General features: G+C 39.9%; 19 protein-coding genes and 2 riboswitches. Of the genes, 4 read left to right on the top strand and 15 right to left on the bottom strand.

The features are described from left to right. Positions 1 to 82 precede the first annotated feature (82 nt). The 9 genes from panB to BLR65_RS26670 all read right to left on the bottom strand — a co-directional run bounded on the left by panB (position 83) and on the right by BLR65_RS26670 (position 9,288). Positions 83 to 934: a 3-methyl-2-oxobutanoate hydroxymethyltransferase gene (gene panB / locus BLR65_RS26630; protein ID WP_093797532.1), complete on the bottom strand. Its 852-nt coding sequence runs from the start codon at positions 932 to 934 to the stop codon at positions 83 to 85. A 70-nt stretch (positions 935 to 1,004) separates the two neighbouring features. Further along, on the bottom strand, positions 1,005 to 2,165 hold the full coding sequence (locus tag BLR65_RS26635) for an iron-containing alcohol dehydrogenase (RefSeq protein ID WP_093797534.1): 1,161 nt from the start codon (positions 2,163 to 2,165) through the stop codon (positions 1,005 to 1,007). A gap of 137 nt (positions 2,166 to 2,302) precedes the next feature. Then, positions 2,303 to 3,277: a hydroxyacid dehydrogenase gene (locus tag BLR65_RS26640; protein ID WP_093797536.1), complete on the bottom strand. Its 975-nt coding sequence runs from the start codon at positions 3,275 to 3,277 to the stop codon at positions 2,303 to 2,305. A gap of 280 nt (positions 3,278 to 3,557) precedes the next feature. Continuing rightward, positions 3,558 to 4,883: an MFS transporter gene (locus BLR65_RS26645; protein ID WP_093797538.1), complete on the bottom strand. Its 1,326-nt coding sequence runs from the start codon at positions 4,881 to 4,883 to the stop codon at positions 3,558 to 3,560. Positions 4,884 to 4,937: 54 nt separating this feature from the next. Next, positions 4,938 to 5,813, bottom strand: a complete 876-nt coding sequence (gene dapA, locus BLR65_RS26650) for a 4-hydroxy-tetrahydrodipicolinate synthase (protein WP_093797540.1) — start codon at positions 5,811 to 5,813, stop codon at positions 4,938 to 4,940. 444 nt (positions 5,814 to 6,257) lie between these two features. Next, entirely contained in the window at positions 6,258 to 7,019 is a 762-nt protein-coding gene (locus BLR65_RS26655) for an IclR family transcriptional regulator (protein ID WP_245693074.1), read from the bottom strand. 444 nt (positions 7,020 to 7,463) lie between these two features. Continuing rightward, complete coding sequence (locus BLR65_RS26660; protein WP_093797542.1) at positions 7,464 to 7,994, bottom strand: 3D domain-containing protein; 531 nt, start codon at positions 7,992 to 7,994, stop codon at positions 7,464 to 7,466. A gap of 246 nt (positions 7,995 to 8,240) precedes the next feature. Next, positions 8,241 to 8,876: an LrgB family protein gene (locus BLR65_RS26665; protein ID WP_342741409.1), complete on the bottom strand. Its 636-nt coding sequence runs from the start codon at positions 8,874 to 8,876 to the stop codon at positions 8,241 to 8,243. A gap of 49 nt (positions 8,877 to 8,925) precedes the next feature. Next, entirely contained in the window at positions 8,926 to 9,288 is a 363-nt protein-coding gene (locus BLR65_RS26670) for a CidA/LrgA family protein (RefSeq protein WP_211285265.1), read from the bottom strand. A gap of 230 nt (positions 9,289 to 9,518) precedes the next feature. Between BLR65_RS26670 and BLR65_RS26675 the strand changes: the two genes are divergently transcribed. Together BLR65_RS26675 and BLR65_RS26680 are read left to right on the top strand one after the other, a co-directional pair. Continuing rightward, positions 9,519 to 10,349, top strand: a complete 831-nt coding sequence (locus tag BLR65_RS26675) for a pyridoxamine kinase (protein WP_093797544.1) — start codon at positions 9,519 to 9,521, stop codon at positions 10,347 to 10,349. Positions 10,350 to 10,372: 23 nt separating this feature from the next. After that, positions 10,373 to 11,020, top strand: coding sequence for a TatD family nuclease-associated radical SAM protein (locus BLR65_RS26680; RefSeq protein WP_093797546.1), 648 nt, complete (start codon positions 10,373 to 10,375; stop codon positions 11,018 to 11,020). Between the two features lie 101 nt (positions 11,021 to 11,121). Here BLR65_RS26680 and BLR65_RS26685 read toward each other — a convergent pair whose 3' ends face one another. The 6 genes from BLR65_RS26685 to BLR65_RS26710 all read right to left on the bottom strand — a co-directional run bounded on the left by BLR65_RS26685 (position 11,122) and on the right by BLR65_RS26710 (position 18,450). Beyond that, the gene (locus tag BLR65_RS26685; protein WP_093797548.1) at positions 11,122 to 12,501 is read right to left on the bottom strand and encodes an amino acid permease; all 1,380 of its coding nucleotides are present in this window, start codon (positions 12,499 to 12,501) and stop codon (positions 11,122 to 11,124) included. Positions 12,502 to 12,661: 160 nt separating this feature from the next. Beyond that, a riboswitch (glycine riboswitch) is annotated at positions 12,662 to 12,745 on the bottom strand. Position 12,746: 1 nt separating this feature from the next. Next, positions 12,747 to 12,821, bottom strand: a riboswitch (glycine riboswitch). Positions 12,822 to 13,092: 271 nt separating this feature from the next. Next, the gene (locus BLR65_RS26690; protein ID WP_093797550.1) at positions 13,093 to 14,403 is read right to left on the bottom strand and encodes an MFS transporter; all 1,311 of its coding nucleotides are present in this window, start codon (positions 14,401 to 14,403) and stop codon (positions 13,093 to 13,095) included. Between the two features lie 354 nt (positions 14,404 to 14,757). Continuing rightward, on the bottom strand, positions 14,758 to 15,525 hold the full coding sequence (locus tag BLR65_RS26695) for an amino acid ABC transporter ATP-binding protein (RefSeq protein ID WP_093797552.1): 768 nt from the start codon (positions 15,523 to 15,525) through the stop codon (positions 14,758 to 14,760). Positions 15,526 to 15,537: 12 nt separating this feature from the next. Continuing rightward, positions 15,538 to 17,904 carry a hypothetical protein gene (locus BLR65_RS26700; RefSeq protein ID WP_093797554.1) on the bottom strand — a complete coding sequence of 789 codons (2,367 nt, stop codon included), beginning with the start codon at positions 17,902 to 17,904 and terminating at the stop codon, positions 15,538 to 15,540. A 129-nt stretch (positions 17,905 to 18,033) separates the two neighbouring features. Continuing rightward, positions 18,034 to 18,231 (bottom strand): GreA/GreB family elongation factor, encoded by a 198-nt coding sequence (locus BLR65_RS26705; RefSeq protein WP_342741410.1) that lies wholly within the window; start codon positions 18,229 to 18,231, stop codon positions 18,034 to 18,036. Continuing rightward, on the bottom strand, positions 18,232 to 18,450 hold the full coding sequence (locus tag BLR65_RS26710) for a helix-turn-helix domain-containing protein (protein WP_093797556.1): 219 nt from the start codon (positions 18,448 to 18,450) through the stop codon (positions 18,232 to 18,234). It abuts the gene before it with no gap. 203 nt (positions 18,451 to 18,653) lie between these two features. Here BLR65_RS26710 and BLR65_RS26715 point away from each other — a divergent pair, with 203 nt between their 5' ends. Together BLR65_RS26715 and BLR65_RS26720 are read left to right on the top strand one after the other, a co-directional pair. Further along, positions 18,654 to 19,691, top strand: a complete 1,038-nt coding sequence (locus tag BLR65_RS26715; protein ID WP_245693076.1) for a PocR ligand-binding domain-containing protein — start codon at positions 18,654 to 18,656, stop codon at positions 19,689 to 19,691. Positions 19,692 to 19,717: 26 nt separating this feature from the next. After that, entirely contained in the window at positions 19,718 to 20,206 is a 489-nt protein-coding gene (locus tag BLR65_RS26720; protein WP_093797558.1) for a chemotaxis protein CheW, read from the top strand. The last annotated feature ends 570 nt before the right edge of the window (positions 20,207 to 20,776 follow it).

Consider the following 20,776-nt stretch of genomic DNA (forward strand, 5'->3'; position numbering starts at 1 on the left):
ATACCGCTATGCGACAGCTCCTGTTCTGCTTACTCAATTAGGCTTGGCCAAACTCAAAGAGTTTTGACCAGTTGAATATCCACTATTTATCAATTGCACCCAAAAATTCTTTAATTTCAGTATCGCTCATCTTGTAGGTATGTTCATCGTCATTAGGGAATTGGCCCTTTCTCACTTCCTCGGCATATTCTTTAAAAGCATTTGTTAATACTTCACCAACATTGGCATATTTCTTAACAAATTTCGGGGTAAAATTATCATACATGCCAACCATGTCTGCATAAATCAACAATTGACCATGGGTATAAGATCCAGCACCAATACCTAGAATTGGGATACCTGCTCTTTCAGTGATAGCCTTACCGACAACAGCTGGTACGCCTTCTACCAGGATACCGAAAGCACCTGCTTCTTCAACAGCTTTAGCCTCTTTAACAAGCTTCATAGCTGCAGAAGCGCTACGGCCCTGCGCACGATAACCGCCGATCTGACCCATGAACTGCGGCGTTAGACCAATATGTCCCATTACCAAAATACCTGCTTGTTGAATGGCTCTAATCCGGCTGGCAATCATTGCGCCGCCACCTTCAAGCTTAATTGCGTCAGCTCCGGCTTCTTTCACAAATCGTCCGGCATTGGCAATAGCTTCTTCATCCGAACGCTGATAAGACATATAAGGCATATCACCAACAATAAAAGTATTAGGGGCGCCACGCCGTACAGCTTGGCAATGACGAATCATATCATCCATAGTAACCGGAAATGTAGTATCATAGCCCAAGCTTACCATACCAAGAGAATCGCCAATCAGAATCATATCAACGCCAGCTTTTTCCTGCATTTTAGCTGTCAGATAATCGTATGCAGTTAACCATACGATCTTTTCACCATTTGCAACCATACTTTTAAAATCACCAATTGTCTTTTTCCCCATTAAAGCAAGCCTCCTAGTTCTATATTCTTACTTAAATGTACATTGTGCCACTGTCATGTCAAAAGTGGAACTATAATAATTTTTTATAAATCATTCGCATGTCATCTTTTGTTACGATTTTGGGATTGTTATTGAGTAAACGAGTAACTTTCGCAGCGGCTTCAATCATATCTTCTAAAGACTCTTCATTAATGCCTTTTGCACGTAAGTCGCACTTTATTTCCAGATCTTTAATCATAAAATATAAGTTATTAATCATTTTTTTTGCAGCGTCTCTAGCTGTGCAACCTTTAACATCGATCCCCATGGCAATAGCAATATCCGCAAATTTTTCTTCACAAACATCTAAATTAAATTTCATTACATCTGGAAGAAGAATGGCGTTGGATAAACCATGGGGTATATGATATTTGCCTCCTAATGGATAAGATAACGCATGAACAGCTGTAGTGCTGGAAGTGGCAATAGAAATACCGCCAAACATAGCCCCCAATAGCATATCTTCTCTTGCAGCCAAATTACTTCCATCATTATATGCAGTACGAATGCTACGAGAAATCAGCGTAATTGCCTTTATGGCAAAAGTATCACTAAGAGGATTGGCTTTTTTCGATATATAGCATTCAATAGCGTGACATAATGCATCCATTCCAGTATTAGCCGTAATGTGTTTAGGTAAATTAATTGTCAACTCCGGATCTAAAATAACAGAATCTGATACCATTTTTTCATTAACAATGCCTATTTTTAGTTCTTCTTCCGGTACTAAAACAATAGCATTAGGTGTAGCTTCAGCACCAGTACCTGCAGTAGTAGGAATCATCAGTGTCGGAATTCCTTTGCGTTTAAGCTGCGCCTTACCGTTTACCAATTCCCGTAAAATTACATCATTAGTAAATAAAACGGAAACGATCTTAGCAGTATCAATAGAACTACCGCCGCCAATTCCAATAATCATTTGACAAGCAAAAGCTTTAGTCGCTTGGCATATAGCATTTACTTGATCTACAGTTGGTTCCGGCGGTGTATCATGAATAACATGAACGTTAATCCCGGCGGCTTCCAATATTGTTTTTGGTTTTTCTACCAGTCCGGAATCCCAGACACCTTGGTCTGTAATAATTACTATATTTTTTGCTTCAAAACTAGCGACAACATCTGCAATTTGTGCAATACTACCGGCACCGGCAATAATTTTTCCTATATTTAATAACGAATATAAACTACTCATGGTTAGCCTCCAACTAATGTAATATTAACCAACTTCTAAGAACTCATCTGTTTCATACTGTTTTTTCATAATATACAAACACCTAATCTATTTGCCGACTTACTCTCTGTTAATCTATACTTTTACTCTTCTGATGATCATTTCCATCTTGGATGTTCATAGGCTTTAGGGTTGCAAACATACTGCCAACGTTGCCCATTAATAACTGCAATAACGCCTTCTGCAGCCATAGTGGCAACAGCGGAGGCTGCTTCTTTGGTTTGCCCTGCCATATGAGGTGAGACGATAATGTTGTCATACTTAAACAATGGTTCATCGACAGTTACAGGTTCCGTACTAAATACATCTGTAGCGGCGGCATGTAATTTGTCATTTTCTAGCGCTTTAGCTAATGCTGGTTCATCAATAATACCACCACGCGAACAGTTAATTAAAATCGCATTTTTCTTCATTAGTTTTAACTCAGCTTCACCGATGAGATTTTCTGTAGCGGATGTTAGTGGTACATGCAGTGAAATAACATCTGCCATTTGTAGAACCGCATTAAGTTTAGTTTCATACTGATACCCTAATCCTGTAATAGTCTCCGGTTTAATAAATGGATCGTATATGACCACTTTCATACCTACACTTGCTGACATCTGAGCAAAGATACTGCCAATATTACCATAACCAATCAACCCCAGTGTTTTTCCATATATTTCAAAAGCTTTATAGCTATTTCTAATAGCAAAATTACCCTTACGAAGTTCTTTATCTGTATGGACCATATCCTTTGCTGCAGCGAACATAAAAGCAAAGGCATGTTCTGCTACAGAACGAGTATTGGCACCAGGTGCAATGACTACGGGAATACCAAGTTCGGTAGCAGTTGCTACGTCAACATTATCAACGCCGACACCAGGGCGTCCAATTACCTTTAATTTTTTAGCCGCCAGCATGGTTTCCCGATCAATGGAACCAATTCGAATAATTAAACCTTCCGCATCTAATAATTCAGGCAGCATTGCCTTAGGGTTACCATCATTGGTTATTGCTACATTTACATTGGCCTTTTCTAAAACTGCCATTCCATCATCGTGAAGTCTATGGGAAATGACTACTTTTCTCATGTCTTAAAGCCTCCTTCATTAATCATTCGGATAATCTAATTCAGTACTGATACTCTATTCAGATGAGCAAGCTAATCTTGAGTACCTTCACAGCTGGAGTTAGTCACTGATCGTGCTGATTTAGTGAGACGGTAATAACATCAATAATTAAGCCCTACAGCATCATCAGCTCAACGAGGGCTTAATTATTGATTGATGTTATTTTTCTGGTAGTTTAAAAGTATTGATTTTTAGGCATTTTAAAATATAAATCTTAAGTTTTAATTATCAATCACGATAGTTAGATGCTAGAAGTAGCTTGCTTGTCAGTTTCTTTCTTAGAAAAACTGGCAGTTACTGCTGGAAGTAGCGTAGTAAGAATTGAGCCAAGTAATAACATTCCAATTAGGCCATAAAGTCCCATCATCATATTTCCAGAAACCGTTGATATCCACCCCACTAAAGTAGGACCAAAAAAACCACCTAAGTTTCCAAAAGAATTAATGAACCCTCTGGCTCCACCGGCAATTCCTGGTGGAAATAATGAAGGAGCCATTGACCAAAATGGACTATTCATTGATTTATTGAATAATCCCGTTACAACCAAAAGAGCATATGAAAGCCAGACATTTTCAGCAAATAATGTCGCGAGCAGGAGACAACAACCAAACCCGCAAAAAGAAATCGCGGTATATAACCTACGATTGCCCGTTCTATCCGACAATGCCCCAAAAAGATATAAACCTACTAAAGCCATAATAAAAGGTGGAGATGTCAAAAAGCCGACAGCAGTTAAATTGGTTTGGGTCAACTTCTTTACAAGAGTAGGAAGCCATATTGAATAGCCATATTGACCTGTATTATGGCACAAGTAAATAAAGGTCATTAACCAAAGATTTTTGTCGCAGAGCATTTGTTTATAAGAAAAGTTAGTGCTTCCAACTTCTTTTTTGAATGCCTCTTCTCGTTCTTCTTTCTCTTTGTGTAAAGTAGTAAGCAAATACTCTTTTTCCTCTTGGGAAATCCATTTCGCTTCCTCTGGACGTTCACTAATGAGGGGCATCCAAATGAATATCAAGCATAAGGATATTATACCTTCAATATAAAATAACCAACGCCATTCAAAATTTGAGACGATCCAGCCGGATATAACATTGGTAAGAATAGCCGCAATAGGTAAAGATAACATAAACATTGCGTTAGCTCGACCTAATTCTTTACTTGGAAACCAATTCGCAATGATGATTAGAATAGACGGGTATACTCCGCCTTCGGCAACACCAAGGAGAAACCTCATTGCTAAAAGCTGCCAGGCATTTTGAACAAACCCAGTTGCCAGCGATATTCCACCCCAAGCAAGTATCGTATAAAGAATATATTTTTTTGCCATCCCGCGCTCAGCAAAATGACCAGCTGGTATTTGCAATACTAAGTATCCAAAAAAGAAAATTCCAGCTGCCAAACCGGATATAGTCATCGATAAACCAAGAGCTTCATTCATTCCACCAGCCATTGCAAAACTGACATTCATTCTGTCCATATAGGCAATTAGGTTTATAATAATTGCCGGAGGTATTATATGAAACCATCGCTTATTGGGAATCTTTTTAACGACTGCCTCGCTCATTGAGAACCCTCCTAAGATAAACTCTTTCATATAACGTTTGGGCAACAAATACAACTACTTGTATAATTGAAATGCTTTCAAAAGCGCTTCATCGATTTTAGGATTGATACCGCTAGCAGGTTCCCTTGCTGGCCCAACTTTATATCCTAAAAGGTTCATAGCCCTTTTAACAACAGAATTCGGATTTCCTAATTTCATTATATCTCTAAGCGGTCTTATACTGCCTTGGCGTATATTGGCCTCTGTAATATTTCCTTTTTCCCACAATTTATAAATGCTAATCAGCAATTCAGGATATACATTTGACCACCCTGCAATGGCACCACATCCCCCGGCCAATAATGTCCAAAGAATTAAGGAATCATTGCCTGCCAGCACAGATAATCGTCTATCCGTATTTTCAATATAACGCAGGGTATTGTCGAAATTACCGCTACTATCTTTAATGGCAACAATGTTTTCGTATTTTGTTAGTTTAGAGATGGTTGTATATTCAATGTTATTTCCCGTCCGTGCAGGCATGTTATAAAGGATAATAGGTAAACTAACAGCTTCAGCAATTTTACTAAAGTGGCGGTATAAGTCGTCCTGAGAGACGGCAACAAAATAGGGAGATACAATCGATAATGCATCAACTCCAATTTCTTGGGCTTTTTTCGACAATGCAATAGTTTCATTTGTACTTATGCAGCCAGTACCTGCATAAACGGGAACTCTACCTTTTGTTTCATCTACGACAATTTTCATTACTTCAATTTTTTCTTCCAAGGACAAAGCGTATACTTCTCCATTAGTTCCTAATGGAAACAATCCATAAACCCCACTATTAATTAAACGGTTTACTTGAACACGCAGTTCAGCTTCATTGATGCTTTCATCATCGTTCATAGGGGTAACAATTGGGGTAATTATACCTTTTGGTTTTAACATTTTAAAATTCCTCCATTCTAAAGATAAAAAATATATTTTGCACTGGCCAGTGTCAAAATCCTGAATGCAACAACAACGTTATTTTTTTGATTTCATATGTTGGAATTTAATTTTATATATTGTATATTATGCATTCGCATTAAAATCTCCTTCTATTCTAGTATATTTTTTTGTCAAATTTAGAATTTTTTTAATTAAAAGCAATTAGGAAAAAGAAAACAACTACTAGAATGAGTAGTTTCTACCGCAGCTTTTAGTGATAAATTTAAATGTAGGCTTCCGATTCCTTTGATCCAAATTAGGGTGATTCATAAAAAAATAAAGTTAGTAAGCCTGGATTCTATAAAATAATAAAACCTCCTATGATTATTCTTCTCACAGGAGGTTTTAAAACAATATTTTACTTCTCGTAAAAATTCAGGTAATATTAATTTCTTATAATTTTCAATACTCTAAAATAGATGAGATTCGATTTGCATAATCAACTACATGAGGAATATAATTTTCCATTTTTTCAACAGTATAGACATTTGATGACCCGGAAATACTGATAGCCGCGACAATTTCTCCAGCAGGGTTTATTATCGGTGAGGCTACACAATTTATACTATTATTCCATTCTTGAAAATCGACTGCATAACCTTGCAAACGTATCTTATTCATTTCTTCTAAAAACACATTTTCATCAGTTATTGTATTCATCGTATATTGGTGAACACCATGCTCAAAAAGTTTATGAATAATTTGTGGAGATTTGCAAACTAAAACTTTACCAACAGCAGTACAATGTATTGGTCGCTTCATACCAATATGATAATAGCTATGAGTGCAATAAAGATTTTCTGCTCTCGCAATAAAAACAACTTCATTATCGTCAAGTATAGCTAGATTTACATTAATTTTTAATAAGTTTGCCAATTGTTCCATATAAGGTAGGCTTATACGTCGAATTTCCATAGATTTTAATACTATACCTTCATATTTCAAAAAGCCTCGACCTAGCAAATAAAGTTCTTCATGCTGTTCAACCAAATTAAACTGTTTTAATATATTCAATAATCGATGCACTGTCGGTTGACTAATTCCGGTCATCGAGCTTATTTCTTTAATACGTAACCTAGGCTTCTCAAAAGAAAAGCAATTAAGTATAACAATTGTCTTAACAACACTGTTTTTTAATAGTTCTTTAGGAATACTATCTATCACAAATTTCACTCCTTTAATTAGGTGAGGTAATGTTAGGGTTGCCTTAAAATTTCGGTTCAGTCCGACTATATTTTACTGACTATGTTATTTCTGATAATTGAGGTCTGTACATTCTTGGGTTCATAGTCTGCCTCTTGAACCTAACTTAATTCTATGGACTGTAGTTTCTTTTACAAAAGCTAATTTTGTTTATTCTACGAGTCTTCAAATTTCATACAATAAAATTATATTCTATATATTTCATCACAATTTTAAACAATCCTGCTTTGTAGCAAAAAATTAAACTTGACATTCCTAGACAAAATAAATTTGACTTAAAGCAAATTGGTTATTTAAGTAGTAATACTGAGCGAATCAAAAAGCCTTGTAAATACTGATAACTTAATAAACTGTTAGTAGAAAAAATAAGAGAAGACAGGGACGGTGGTCCCATCGTCTTCTACATCACCGGTCAAGAACAAATACTCTCACCCCATGGGTTCGCCCTAGCTCATATAGTTCATCGTCTGAAGCGTCTACATGAACGTCAAACACTTTACCTTTAACCGCCCCTCCAGTATCTTCTGCTATACGCCGAAACACTCTGCCGTCAGGCATTACAATCTCAACTTCCGAACCGAGTGGAACCACTTCTGGGTCAACGGCTACAGTCCTGCCCGAGGTTGCTATTGTGCCTGAAGCTGTTTTCCCTTTGTCGTTGTACCAAGTTACTTGTGCGCCGTCTATGTAGCGAGCCACCCGTCGCCCACCACGACTAGTTGGGTAGACTTCACGCTGGGCCGCCAGCTCACGCCTTAAAATTGCTATATCTTTTTGCATGTCCTCAACTTTTTGCTTGTTCTCTTGAGCCTCGGACGTTATTTGTGCTATTCGCTCTTCAGCTGCTTGCTTTTGATCAATGGTCGTTTTGTAGCTAATGCCGACGCCAAGCATTAGAGCTATTATAATCGTGCCAATAGTCAATTTTAGTCTCATCCTATCACTCCTTCAAAGGATATATTGAGGCTTAGTTTATATTATACCGGTAAAGCGAAAACGATATCAATGGATAAATTTTCTTAATATCATTAAAGTCCACCAAAGCAATCGTTATCCAATAAAAACAAGTCCTCAGACAATCATCGGAGGACTTGTTTTTAGAAAACGGGGATGGTGGTTCCGTACTATCAGATATTTCCTCCGTCCCTCGTCTTCTCCTATATATTCCAGAATTAAAAGAAGTCAATCAACAAAGCAGGCGATGAGTACAGGTGCTAACACCGAAGTAAACACCCCGGCCAGAGCCATAGCCACGCCGGCCATAGATCCTTGCTGCTCGCCTTCCATGAGAGCCATTGCGGTCCCCTGACCGTGTGATACTGTACCCATGGCCAGCCCGCGGGTCACAGGATCATAAATCTTAAACCAGGAGAGCAGGGTTAACCCGATTACCGAACCAAACGTTCCGGTAGCCACAACAAAAGCTACCGCTAAGGCAGAATTGCCGCCCGCCAGTTGCGCCACATCGACGGCAAAAGGAATGGTGGAAGATTTCGGGATAATCGATACAATGATTTCTCTTGCTAAACCACCGGCCCTGGTAATGAATAGCACGGTGGCCATGGACACCAGTGTGCCGATGCCGACCCCTATGAAGATGGCAGTACCGTATTGTCTCAGCAAATACCGGTTCCGGTACAGCGGCACCGCCAGGGCAACCGTCGCCGGTCCAAGCAGAAAAGTCATGATGTCTTTTGCCGGAACATAAGCCTGATATGGCATTTTAGCAAAAACTAAAATTGCGATGATAGCTGCAGCACTCAACAGAACAATATTAATGAGCGGATTATTGTACTTGAAATACAAATAGCGGCTCAACAGATACGCAACAACGTCATAATCACAAAAAAAGCGGTAAGAGCCATATTCATTTCCCCTCTCTATGCAGCAGTTGAGTAATGATACCTACCGTAAAAAAGGGCAATACGGCTCCGGCCAGCAAAGCAGCCGTCAATACTACAGCATGTTCATAAAATACGGCTCCCCAATCCATTAATCCAACAGCAACCGGAATAAAAAAGAATAACATATGTTTAAGCAAAAAATCGGCGGCCTCCTGAATGTAGCTAAGCTTTAAAATGCCACACGCTAAAAGTACAAACAGCAGGGTCATGCCAAATACAGTACCGGGAATGGGTAATCCGGTAGCGGTGGTAATTTGATTGCCCAGCCAGTAGATACACCACAAAATTACCCCTTGGCCTGTTATCTTGAGTAGTTTCAGCATCATATTTCCATGTCTCCTTGCCAAATTGTATATTACAAATCGTATATGAACTCAAGTTATTCTGTCAATCGTATTATTCCCTTTCGACATTTCCGGGGAATAATTGTGTTTTGTTCAGTTCTAGCTAGATCTGATACATCCTTCCTCCGGCACTTTTTTATATGCAAAATTCGTTTGCGATAAATATGCTATGTTATAATACATAAGTGGACATTAGAAGGAGGATGGAATTTTTGAATGTACCGAGGCAAAAACGGATCGCTGTTGTTAATGATATAACTGGTTTTGGGCGCTGTTCGGTAGCGGCTGCCTGGCCAATTATTTCTGCTATGAAGATACAATGCTGCCCATTACCTACTGCCATCTTATCCGCTCATACAGGCTTTCCCAAGTTTTTCTTGGATGACTATACGGCGCATATGCGAAAGTACATGCACAATTGGGAAGAATTGGGCATCGAATTTGATGGTATTTGTACTGGTTTTTTAGGCTCAGCAGAGCAAGTCGATATAGTCATTGAATTTTTGGAGAAATTCACAAGTGACCATACGACAATTATTGTAGACCCGGTTATGGGAGATTATGGAAAATTATATTCGTCTTATACCCAGGAAATGTGTCATGAAATGAAGCGTTTGGTTAACTACGCACATGTTCTAACGCCTAATCTTACCGAGGCTTGCCAGTTATTAGATATTCCCTATCCGAATCATGCTTTAACCGCCCGGGAACTCGAACATATTGCGCAAGGCCTTTGTGCGTATGGGCCGCGCCGAATTGTCATTTCCGGCCTACCAGACGGAAATAAATTACGGAATTTTGTATATGAACAGGGAAAACCCTATCGGCTAATTAGTGTAAACAAGATTGGTGAGGACCGTTCCGGCACCGGTGATGTATTTGTATCTATTGTAGCAGCCAATTTAGTAAAGGGTATCGATTTTGCTACCGCAGTAGAAAAGGCGGCCAATTTTATCAGCAAGACGATTGCGTATACGGTTAAGCAAAATATTCCTGTACAGTATGGGATTTGTTTTGAGGAGTACTTAACAGATCTCAAATAATTATAATAGCAGGAGGTTAGTCTATGTTACTTTACACACCTAAAAACGACGGGTACGAAAGCTTGGCGGATCGGCTGCAGCGCGACCCTTTGCGTAAAACAAATGTTTATGTTAACCTTACGAATCAATGTACTTGTTCTTGTATTTTTTGCCTGCGCAATACGAAGGAAATGCTGGAATCCAATTCACTATGGTTGAAGCGGGAGCCTTCTGCGCAGGAAGTAATAGCCGAATTTGCAAAATATGATATAAACCATTTTAATGAAATCGTTTTTTGCGGTTTCGGCGAACCAACGATGCGCTTGGATGCTTTGCTGGAAATAGCTGCTTATCTAAAGCAGCGCAATGAGAATATCCCGCTGCGTATTAATACCAATGGTCTGTGCGAGCTTCAGGCAGGCAAAAAAATCGCCCCTTTATTTCAGGGACTCATTGATACCGTGTCGATCAGTTTGAATGCTTCTAATGCCGCAGAATATTTACGCCTGACGCGTAATCAGTTTGGTATCCGGTCGTTTGACGCTATGTTAACCTTCGCTGTTAGCTGTAAAAAATATGTTCCTCATGTTGTACTGACAGTTGTCGATTGCATTGGCGAAGCAGAAATAACGGCCTGTCAGGCACTTGCTGATAAACTTGGCTTGACATTGCGCGTGCGGCCTTTTGAGTAACGAGGACGCCAATAACACGATAAGGAAAAACAGACCCCTTTCAGTTTTGGGTATCTAACTGAAAGGGGTCTGTTTTTTAGACAAAATTCCGCTTTGTTACCCTATGCGAATTTGCTTTCGGCCTCTTCTTTATTTTTCATTTTTGATTGTAGCTTGTAAATCACCCCCAGCATGATAAACCATATAGGCGTTACAAATAGGGCGACACGGGTTTCATTATTAAGTGCCAATACAACTAGAACAAACGCAAAAAATGCTAAAATTATATAGTTAGCGATTGGATAAAACGGCATTTTGAACTTGCTCTTAACAGCAAGTTCAGGATTATTTTTGTGATATCTTAAATGGCAGACAACGATAACTGCCCAAATGAAGATAAAGCAGAATGTTGATATACTTGTAATCAGTACAAATACCTCTTCCGGCATAATATAGTTCAAAATAACAGAAATCAAGACGACAGTTGCAGAAAACACGGTAGCATTTGCAGGTACTTGATTGGAAGTTAATTTTTTCATTGATTCAGGTGCGTTATTTTCTTTAGCAAGCGAGTACACCATGCGGCTTGTACTGAAGATACCGCTGTTACAAGCAGATGCAGCCGATGTTAGTACTACGAAATTTACAATACTTGCTGCCGCTGCGATTCCCACCGCAGCAAACACCTGTACAAATGGGCTTTTATCCGGACTAATTGAATTCCATGGATATATGCTCATAATAACAAAAAGTGCTCCGATATAGAAAATGATAATTCTGATGGGAATATGGTTAATAGCCTTGGGAATAACATGTTCTGGATTTTTAGTTTCACCAGCTGTTAAACCAACTAATTCAATTCCGGTAAAAGCAAATACCACCATTTGAAAGGAAAGGATAAAACCACTTATCCCATTGGGGAACCAGCCGCCATGACTCCAAAGGTTGGCAAAGCTAGATACACCAGCATCTGTAGAAAATCCTTTAAAAATCATAACTATACCGATTACAATTAACGCTAGAATTGCAATAACTTTAATTAAGGCAAACCAGAACTCCATTTCACCGAATAACTTTACGGCAGTAAGGTTCATAATCAGTAAAACTACAAGAACGATAAGACTTGGAACCCATTGAGCTATATTGGGGAACCAGTATTGTATATATAGTCCGGCAGCCGTTAAGTCAGCCATAGCAAGTGAAATCCAGCAGAACCAGTATGTCCAGCCCGTAATAAATGCTGCTCCGTTTCCTAAATAATCGTACACAAAGTCTACGAAGGAATGATATTTTACATTAGACAGTAATAATTCCCCAAGGGCACGCATAACTAAAAAACAAATTACCCCTGTTATCATATACGCAAATAAAATAGATGGTCCCGCCAAGTGAATAGACCTGCCTGAGCCTAGGAATAATCCAGTACCGATTGCACCGCCAATTGCCAGTAATTGAACATGACGATTTTCTAGTCCGCGCGCTAAATTTTGATTTTCCGACACATATATTCCGCCTTTCTACCTGTTACTGCCTTTTACGGCAGTATTACTGCGTTCACAATTCCCAAAGCCTATTGGGGCATTGCGACTGAACAACTTCCATAAAAAAACACAGAAAGAGGCCAAATTATAAAAATCTGGCCTCAAAAATAAAACAACTATTAGCTCTGTCCTTTTACCTGAGAGATTCGCTGATTGAAAATAATCAGCTTGCTCCTTCGGTGCTCGATTGAGGCTCTCCAGAGTTTCGTCCAATAATGGTCCTTTTGCCTGAAAGTATAACATCTTCGGCGGATTATAAATCTCTCTCCCATTATCTTCACACGAAAGTTCATTATTCACTTGGTAGCATTCTTACATACTTTATCACTTGTTTATAAAAATGTCAACGGGAAACAAACATTTATATATTCTGTATACACTATATATACATTAGAAATCAAATCGGTTCCTGCCTTCTTACATGCAGCCCCTAGCAAGTACTATATAATTGTACCTTGGACAATTATACATAGGAACCGCCCACAAAATAAAGCCTCAATTCTCCATTACACAAGGATTGAGGCTGTTATTTGCCGTTAGAGGCGATACGCTCTACTCGATTTGATTACATTTTGACGGCTCTTCCTTAAAGAAAATAAGTGCTATAACTCCCAGCAATAACCCACAAACTGGTACTATAAAGGCAGATTTATATGCGGCTAAAGAATACACCCCTGGCGAGATCATCGAATACATATTGATAACCAATGCCATCACGTATTGATAAAACGCTGCCCCCAAAGAAACAAATATAACTAACGCACCATTAGCTGTACCGGCGAACCGGTCTTCATAAATCTCCTTTGCGCATGCAAAACAGGAAACAAAAGCACCGCCTGTTAATCCATAGAAGAAAAACAATATATATAAACTAAGGCTTGTCATTTGTTCAGTAAAAAATATAAAAGGTATATAACTCAAAGTGTGAAGCACACAACCATAAATCAAGACCTGCTTGCGGGATTTAAAAACTTTATCCGATAAATACCCCGACAAGGGACAACCGATTATCATCCCTAGCGGAAATAACATAAGAATATTACCTACAGAGGCTTTGGAAAAATGATAAATATTTTGTAGATATGGACCTGCCCATAATGATCCAAATCCCATAAAGGTCCCATAGTAAGAAAATGTAAAAGCTGCTAATAAATAAAACTTCTTTTTCCCTAATACCACCTTTACCGCTTCGGCTAGCGAAATCTTCACCTTTTGAGAGACAGTCGAAATGCCCATGATCTCTTGCGGACTAGGAAACTCAAGATCAGCAGGTTTATTACGAACAAATTTGTAGCTCACAATACTCGCTAGTAAAGTAAGGACAGCCACTAAAATAAAAGAACCGCGCCAGCCAATATTCCCCATAAGGAAAACGAGAGGAGTCGTGGCCAGCAGAGCACCAATATTCCCGGCAGCCAGTAATATTCCAGAACATGTAGCCATTTCATCCGGCTTATACCAATCGGCTACAAATCGCATTGCCGCGACATAGAGAGCTCCTGAGCCAAAGCCTATTACCAATCGCCCGATTGCTAATAATTCAATATTGTAAGTGTTTGCGAAAATAAATCCGCCAAGACCTGCTAAAAAAATAAATACCCCCAGCGTTTTACGAGCACCCCATGTATCTGATAACATACCTGCCGGCAGAGCCATTGCGGCAAATGACCAGAAGTATGCCGAACTGATCACGCCAAGACTTGTTGGTAATAATGCCAATTCTTTTATTATCTCGGGACCGACCACCGCAGAAACTCCCTTATGAAAATAGGCCAATACATAATCCATTGAGATGACAAGGAATATCCATTGTCTATACCGTTGCATTTGTTTAATTAAGTCCATATCTAATCTTTTAAGCACTTATACTCCATCTCCATATTTTATAACAATATAGCATCTTCATCACATCAAGATCTTCTTGTGGGATTACTATTATAACCGTCTACTTTGGAATGCCAGCATTCCATTTGTTATGGTTCTATTTTAATGCTTTTCCCAAAATCTTGTCAATATAATTTGTTTAACTTGTGATAATGTCACCTTGTAGACTATCGGATAAAATGTCACTATGAACCATGCACCGTCGGCTGTGCAAGCATTAGTCTTTAACGCCGGTCGAAATCTGCTCCGCGGGTACAATGACGCAAATTATTTTTCGCGAGTCTTTAAGAAAAAGATAGGTATTTCTCTCAGCTCTTATCGCATCTCAAATTTTCATTTTTCCCCGGATAGGCTTTTTGCCGTCGTATTTATTTGGTACTCAATTAATTCCTGATACTTTTGCCCGATAGCCGAGGTTGGATTAACAAATACTTGCGATGGTTTCCCCTCCTCTACGATTTTCCCTTTATCCATAAGCACAATTCTATCTGCCACCCGTAAGGCAAAGGACAATTCGTGCGTTACCACTATCATCGTGCTGGCTCGATACCGTGCCAGTTCTTCCATGACGACCAACACCTCACGCACCAGAATAGGATCTAGTGATGCTGTTGGTTCATCCCACATCATCAGTTCCGGCTCGTAAGCCAGGGCTCTGGCAATGCCCACACGCTGCTGTTGACCACCTGACAGTTGCGCCGGTTTTTGATGCAAATTGCGTTCCATCCCAACCTTTGTTAGCGCCTCATTCGCTTTATTGCGGGCAGTATCACGATCCATACCGCTCATGACTAGCCCAAGCATTACGTTCTCCTGAGCAGTCAAGCGACTAATCAAATTAAAATGCTGAAAAACAAAGCCGATACGTTTACGAATTTTTTGCAGTTCATCCGGATTAAGCGTAAGAATATTCGTATCATGAAACAAGATGGTGCCTTGATCCGGTTCTATCAGGCGATTGATCGTTCGAATTGTCGTTGATTTGCCGCAGCCTGACGGTCCCATCAAAACAAGAATTTCCCCGATGTTAACTGTTAAGGCTAAACCATCTATCGCTTTTATATCGCCAAAATGTTTATATAAGTTTTGTATAACAAGCATGTAATCATCCTCTTATTTAAACTTCATTTTTCGACGGTTTAGCTTTTGCAGCAGGCCGGGCCGGGCATTAGGAATTACAATTTCACGCATAATTTCATCAAATGATAATCCTAATGCCTCACCTGCACTGACTTCTTCACTGGCAACAGGATTAATTTTTTCTGCATTGTTCGCTATTAATAATCCCAAAGCTGCTCCCAAAACAGGTACCCCTATCCATGGCACATACGGAATACCGCCACCTGCTAAAGCAAACATCACAGTAAGCAGCAATGCGCCAATGCCCATACCGTATAGGCATTCGGGGGCTGCGATGACATTACTAATACCTTGTATTAGCTTTTTCCAGCCTTTGGCCGGCGGCTTTCGATTAACGGTGCGCTGCCTCCGAATAACAGTTATGACGGCAGTGTGGTCTAACGTTAAGAAAGCAACTGTCGCCACCAGCGAAACTAACCCAGCTAAGACGGCTTTTACTTGCGTCAAGATCATCATTACTTCGGCCCGGGGATCGGGTTCTATAACTCCTAAGGGCGATGTGTATAACGATACATTCGTATGTCCGACTACTCTATAGATTGTAGGTGCGGCCAAATCTGTCGTTACGTTATTTTTAGTCAGTATTTGCAGGCGTTGACTGGGTATAACCTGTCCGGCAATGAACTGATCCATAAGCTTGACTGACCGGCTAATCTCTTCATCGCTCAAATTAGGCACGGCAGCCCCAAGATATTGTAATTGTGCCGTTACCAACGGTGTATTAAGCTGTTGCAATTGTCCCAGCCGGCCTCCGGTCGTAGTAAGGGTCTGCCGGGCCCCTGCTGTATCAAAATTACGTAAGCTGGCAACGGTACTGTTACCGTTAGCCACGATGCTGTCAATGGCGGACCGGGCCCTACGAGCATCGGCGGCAACACTATCCAGTGTGCGCAGCCGTGTTTGCAGATTAATAAGATTTTGCTGCATAGCAGTCATTTCATTAATAGTTGACGCTGCATCCGGATTTACCAGCCGAATTACCTGCAACGTATTCACAAGGCTGCCCATCGCCTGAACCGAGTTACCTAACTGCAGTTGTATTGCACTGGTGTCCAAGCCGGCTAAACCGCTGGTAGCTGCCTGAAGAGTAGCGCCGGCACTATCTAAACTCTTTAGCGTCTGTTCGACTGCCACCAGACTGGTATTATAGTTATCAAGCGATGTATTGGCAATGCCAATCATGCTTTGCGTATCTTGGGCAAATCCTGGTATCTGGCTGACCAGTTTTGCTGTTTCTCCTAACGCATTGCCGAGTTCACTGCGGGGATTGCGAAAACTTGCGGTTCCAATAGATGCAGCAATCGTAGTACCGCTAACCAAAAAGCCCTGGCTCTCAGGCAACTGTTTGCCATCGCCCTGAATAACCATGCCTTCGGCTGTGCCATCGCCCCTCACAGTGGTTATTTGCACCAAGACATTAGCCGGATCAACAGTTGATCCAGGAACCACACTATTCGCTGCCGCTCCTTGAAAAGCGATTACATCGCCAGATCGCAGGGTCACACCTGCATTCAATCGAATGTCGGCTTTTGTGGCATAAGCGGTTAAGAATCGTTTGAGTTCAATCATCGTACTGACAAAATAAGCTGTGTCATTGCGCTTGGTATCAGCAGATACACTTTCGGCAAAACCAACTGCCCTATCGGCGCGAAGCGCATCAGCAAGCTGTTCGCCTAAGCGAATAGGATTCTCCGGCTCACTGCCTACGGGAAAGGCAATGTCAATTAGTTGATATTGCGCTAAAAGACGCTCTATTTCAGCATTCACAGTGGAAGCTTGCTCCAGCGATTGAACCAGGACTGTGACCGATCCTCCGTCCCGGAAAGCAAAAAGCACTCCATTTATTTGCATCACCTGAGTAATGACTAAATCTTTGGCTCCGTCAGGTACGGCTTTCAGAGTTATCCGTGGTTCGGTCATAATGCTGATCCCTGACCGTCCGGGGACGCTGCCGAAAATTTGATCAATCGTCTCATAGGTTTGCTTTGTTTTGTATTCGGCAGGTATGCCAACCAAGAAACTTGTCAGTCCTGTTAACGTTGGTCCTTCTTTTATCTTCCCGCCGGGAAACATCTGATTCACAACATTTTCAATCTGCGCCCGTCCGTCTTCTTTTACCTCCTCCCGGACGTTAATCAGAAAATCAAATTCTCCATATTTACCAACAAGCGAAGTGATGGTTTCCGAAAAGTAGGTGTTTGCCGTCATGGCCAATGCTCCAGCCGCCGCACCGCCGATAGCGATGCTGACAATCAAGAGTATTATTACATCACGATTAAAGGAGTTGCGAAAAAAGGTACGCGCTATCCGTTTATGTAAAGCAGTCAACGCTTTTGGCATGAGTATAACTCCTCCCTAAATCAATAAACAGTCCTGCAATTACTTGTAAGTATTTGCAGGACTGCTTATTTTACTCACCGATTCCGCTAGGCTTTCAGAATCAAATTCTCCTTAAAGTGATATATCAGATCACGTCGCATATTTTCTAAAAGCCTGGGAAGGAGGTTTATACCTAATAGTTGCCCATTCACCCCTATCCTTTTCCCGATACCCTAAAATGGCCATGCCGATCGGTGCCAATACCGAAATTTTTCCTGCCAATATATCGGCTTCCTCCGGGTAAACCAATGTGTAGACCATTGTTCCTGGTCTTTTCTGGTTATAAATCTACTTATTTATTTGGGGATTATCGGTTCGACCTACTAAAAAATCAATTGAAATACCAAAATAATCAGCAATCTTTATAAGAGAGGCTATATTAGGTTCCCGTTTGCCTGCTTCATAAAATCGCCATGTCCGTGGGGTAATATTGAATAATTCTGCTAAATCCTTTTGTCTTACTTTTTTTGATTGCCTAAGTTCTTTTAATCTTTGAGAAAAATCCATATAAATTCCTCCTAAAAATACTTAAACTATTGACAGATAGGTAACTTTCTTATATAATGACAAGCAAAGAGGAACAATTAGTTCCTTTTTGTTACTGTTCAATTAACGGTTCGCAAAAAAAATTGTATAGAAAGACACCCTGTCTAATTAATTATACAGGGTATTTTAATTTTACTTTATTAATGACGCGATGGAGGGTACTTATGAAAGAAACAATTGGAGCCGTAGACTTTAGTAAACTCAAATTAACTGACGTAATAAACGTGGAAATATTACAGAAATTTCAAGACAGTTTTGCCAAGGGCATGGGGCTAGCCAGTGTAACTGTTGATACCGAAGGTAATCCGATTACAAAACCTAGTTGCTATACTAAATTTTGCATAGATTACACCCACTCTACGGAATGCGGAGACAAACGCTGCGCGGAATCTCATCGCAAAGGCGGCGAAGAAGCTGCTCGTTTAGGAAGACCAGTAGTATATGAATGTCATGCAGGCCTTATTGATTTTGCCTCACCGATTATCATTGAAGGACACTTGATGGGAACCATTTTAGGCGGGCAGATACTGGCCGATCCTCCGCAAGAAGATAAATATCATAAAATTGCCCAAGAAATTGGCGTTGATGCAGCCGGGTATGTTGAAGCCGTAAAAGAAGTAAATATTTTGGAAAAAGAACGTATAGAAGAGGCAGCCAACGTACTATTTATCGTAACAAATAATATGTCGAATTCAGCATATCAACATATTAAACTAAAATCCGTAGTAGAAATCCTCAACGATAGTTTGCATCAAATTTCTGCTACCATGCAGGAACTGGCCGCCTCCGCTTCAACGGTTAGTAACAATCAGGGCAACTTAAATAGCGAAATAAAAAATGTAGATACGGTTACTGGAAAAATCAACGATGTAATGAATTTAATCAAGGAAATTGCTGATGAAACCCGTTTACTGGGCTTAAACGCGGCAATTGAAGCTGCGCGCGCAGGTGAAGCCGGACTTGGGTTTGGTGTAGTAGCACAAGAAATTAGAAAGCTTTCCGATGATTCGAAACAAACAGTAGGAAAAATTAAAGAGTTTACGACTGTGATCCGTGAATCTGTTAATTCTACAGTAGAAATGGGAAATGAGACCATGTCTACCGTAGAACAGCAAGCGGCAGCGATTGAAGAAGTAACAGCCAGCGTTGAAGAAATCACAAGCTTGGCAGATCAACTAAATGAACTGGCTAACACCTATTAATGATGTACATAAGGAGATGATACTTGATGGCTACTATTCAGTTAGTTGTGTTTGAATTAGCTGGGAATGAATATGGAATTGATTCTTTAGCAGTAAACGGAATATTGCGATCCAAAAAATTCAAAATCCAAAAAATCCCCGGAATGATTGCAGCTATTGAAGGCATCATTAATTTGCGCGGCAAAATAAATTATATTTTTAACTTAAGAACTAAATTTGGCATAGAAGATACAAAAATAGCGGAAGAAAGCAAATTTGTCATGCTGAATATCGGAAAATTTGTAGCAGGTTGTATCGTTGATGAAGTAACGGATATTATAAAATATGAAACCGCAGATATACAAATGCCCCCCTCTTTTGCACAAAATTTAGGTACTGCCTACATAAAGGGAATTGCCAAAGTAGATGATCGCATCATAATATTATTGAATCCAGAAAAAATTATATCTATGGAAGAATGTGAAAGAGTAGACACTGCACTTCCTTTTCTGCCTATAGAAACGGCAATAGCCTAAAGTGTCGGCCTATACATAAAATGAACCTATTTAATTTAAAACAACTAACCGTCATTACACTCGCTTTTCATTATAGTAAAGTGCAATGACGGTTTAATTTTACTCATTAATCATATCATTGGTTAAAAACTAATCAATGTTTATATAGACCAGGTAACTTAACTTCACTTATATTATAAACTAGAGCCATAGCTATCCTGCGATTATCTATGGCTCTAATTCGTTCCATTGGATTCTATATCCTGCAATATTTTGTTACTTTATCAACATGGCACCACTGTCCTGTTGTATTTTACTGGACAAACTTTCCATATCATTATATAGATCATCAAGAACCTAAATAAACTTGCATAAGCAGCGTAATGGTAACTCGATCAATGACTCCGCATCACTAGGATCCAAAAACACGGCTTCCACCAGTCCAAGCTTCGGTGGAACCGTGTTTTTTTATTCCATCACTGCTGGCAACTCCCGGAAATGTCAAGTTTAGCTGATCGCTTATAATTCGGGTACAGGAAACACAGCTTTCCTTTTTTAGCGATTTCCATTGACACGATCTGCTTAATCTAG

It is taken from the genome of Sporomusa acidovorans (assembly GCF_900101845.1).
Classification (GTDB): domain Bacteria; phylum Bacillota; class Negativicutes; order Sporomusales; family Sporomusaceae; genus Sporomusa; species Sporomusa acidovorans.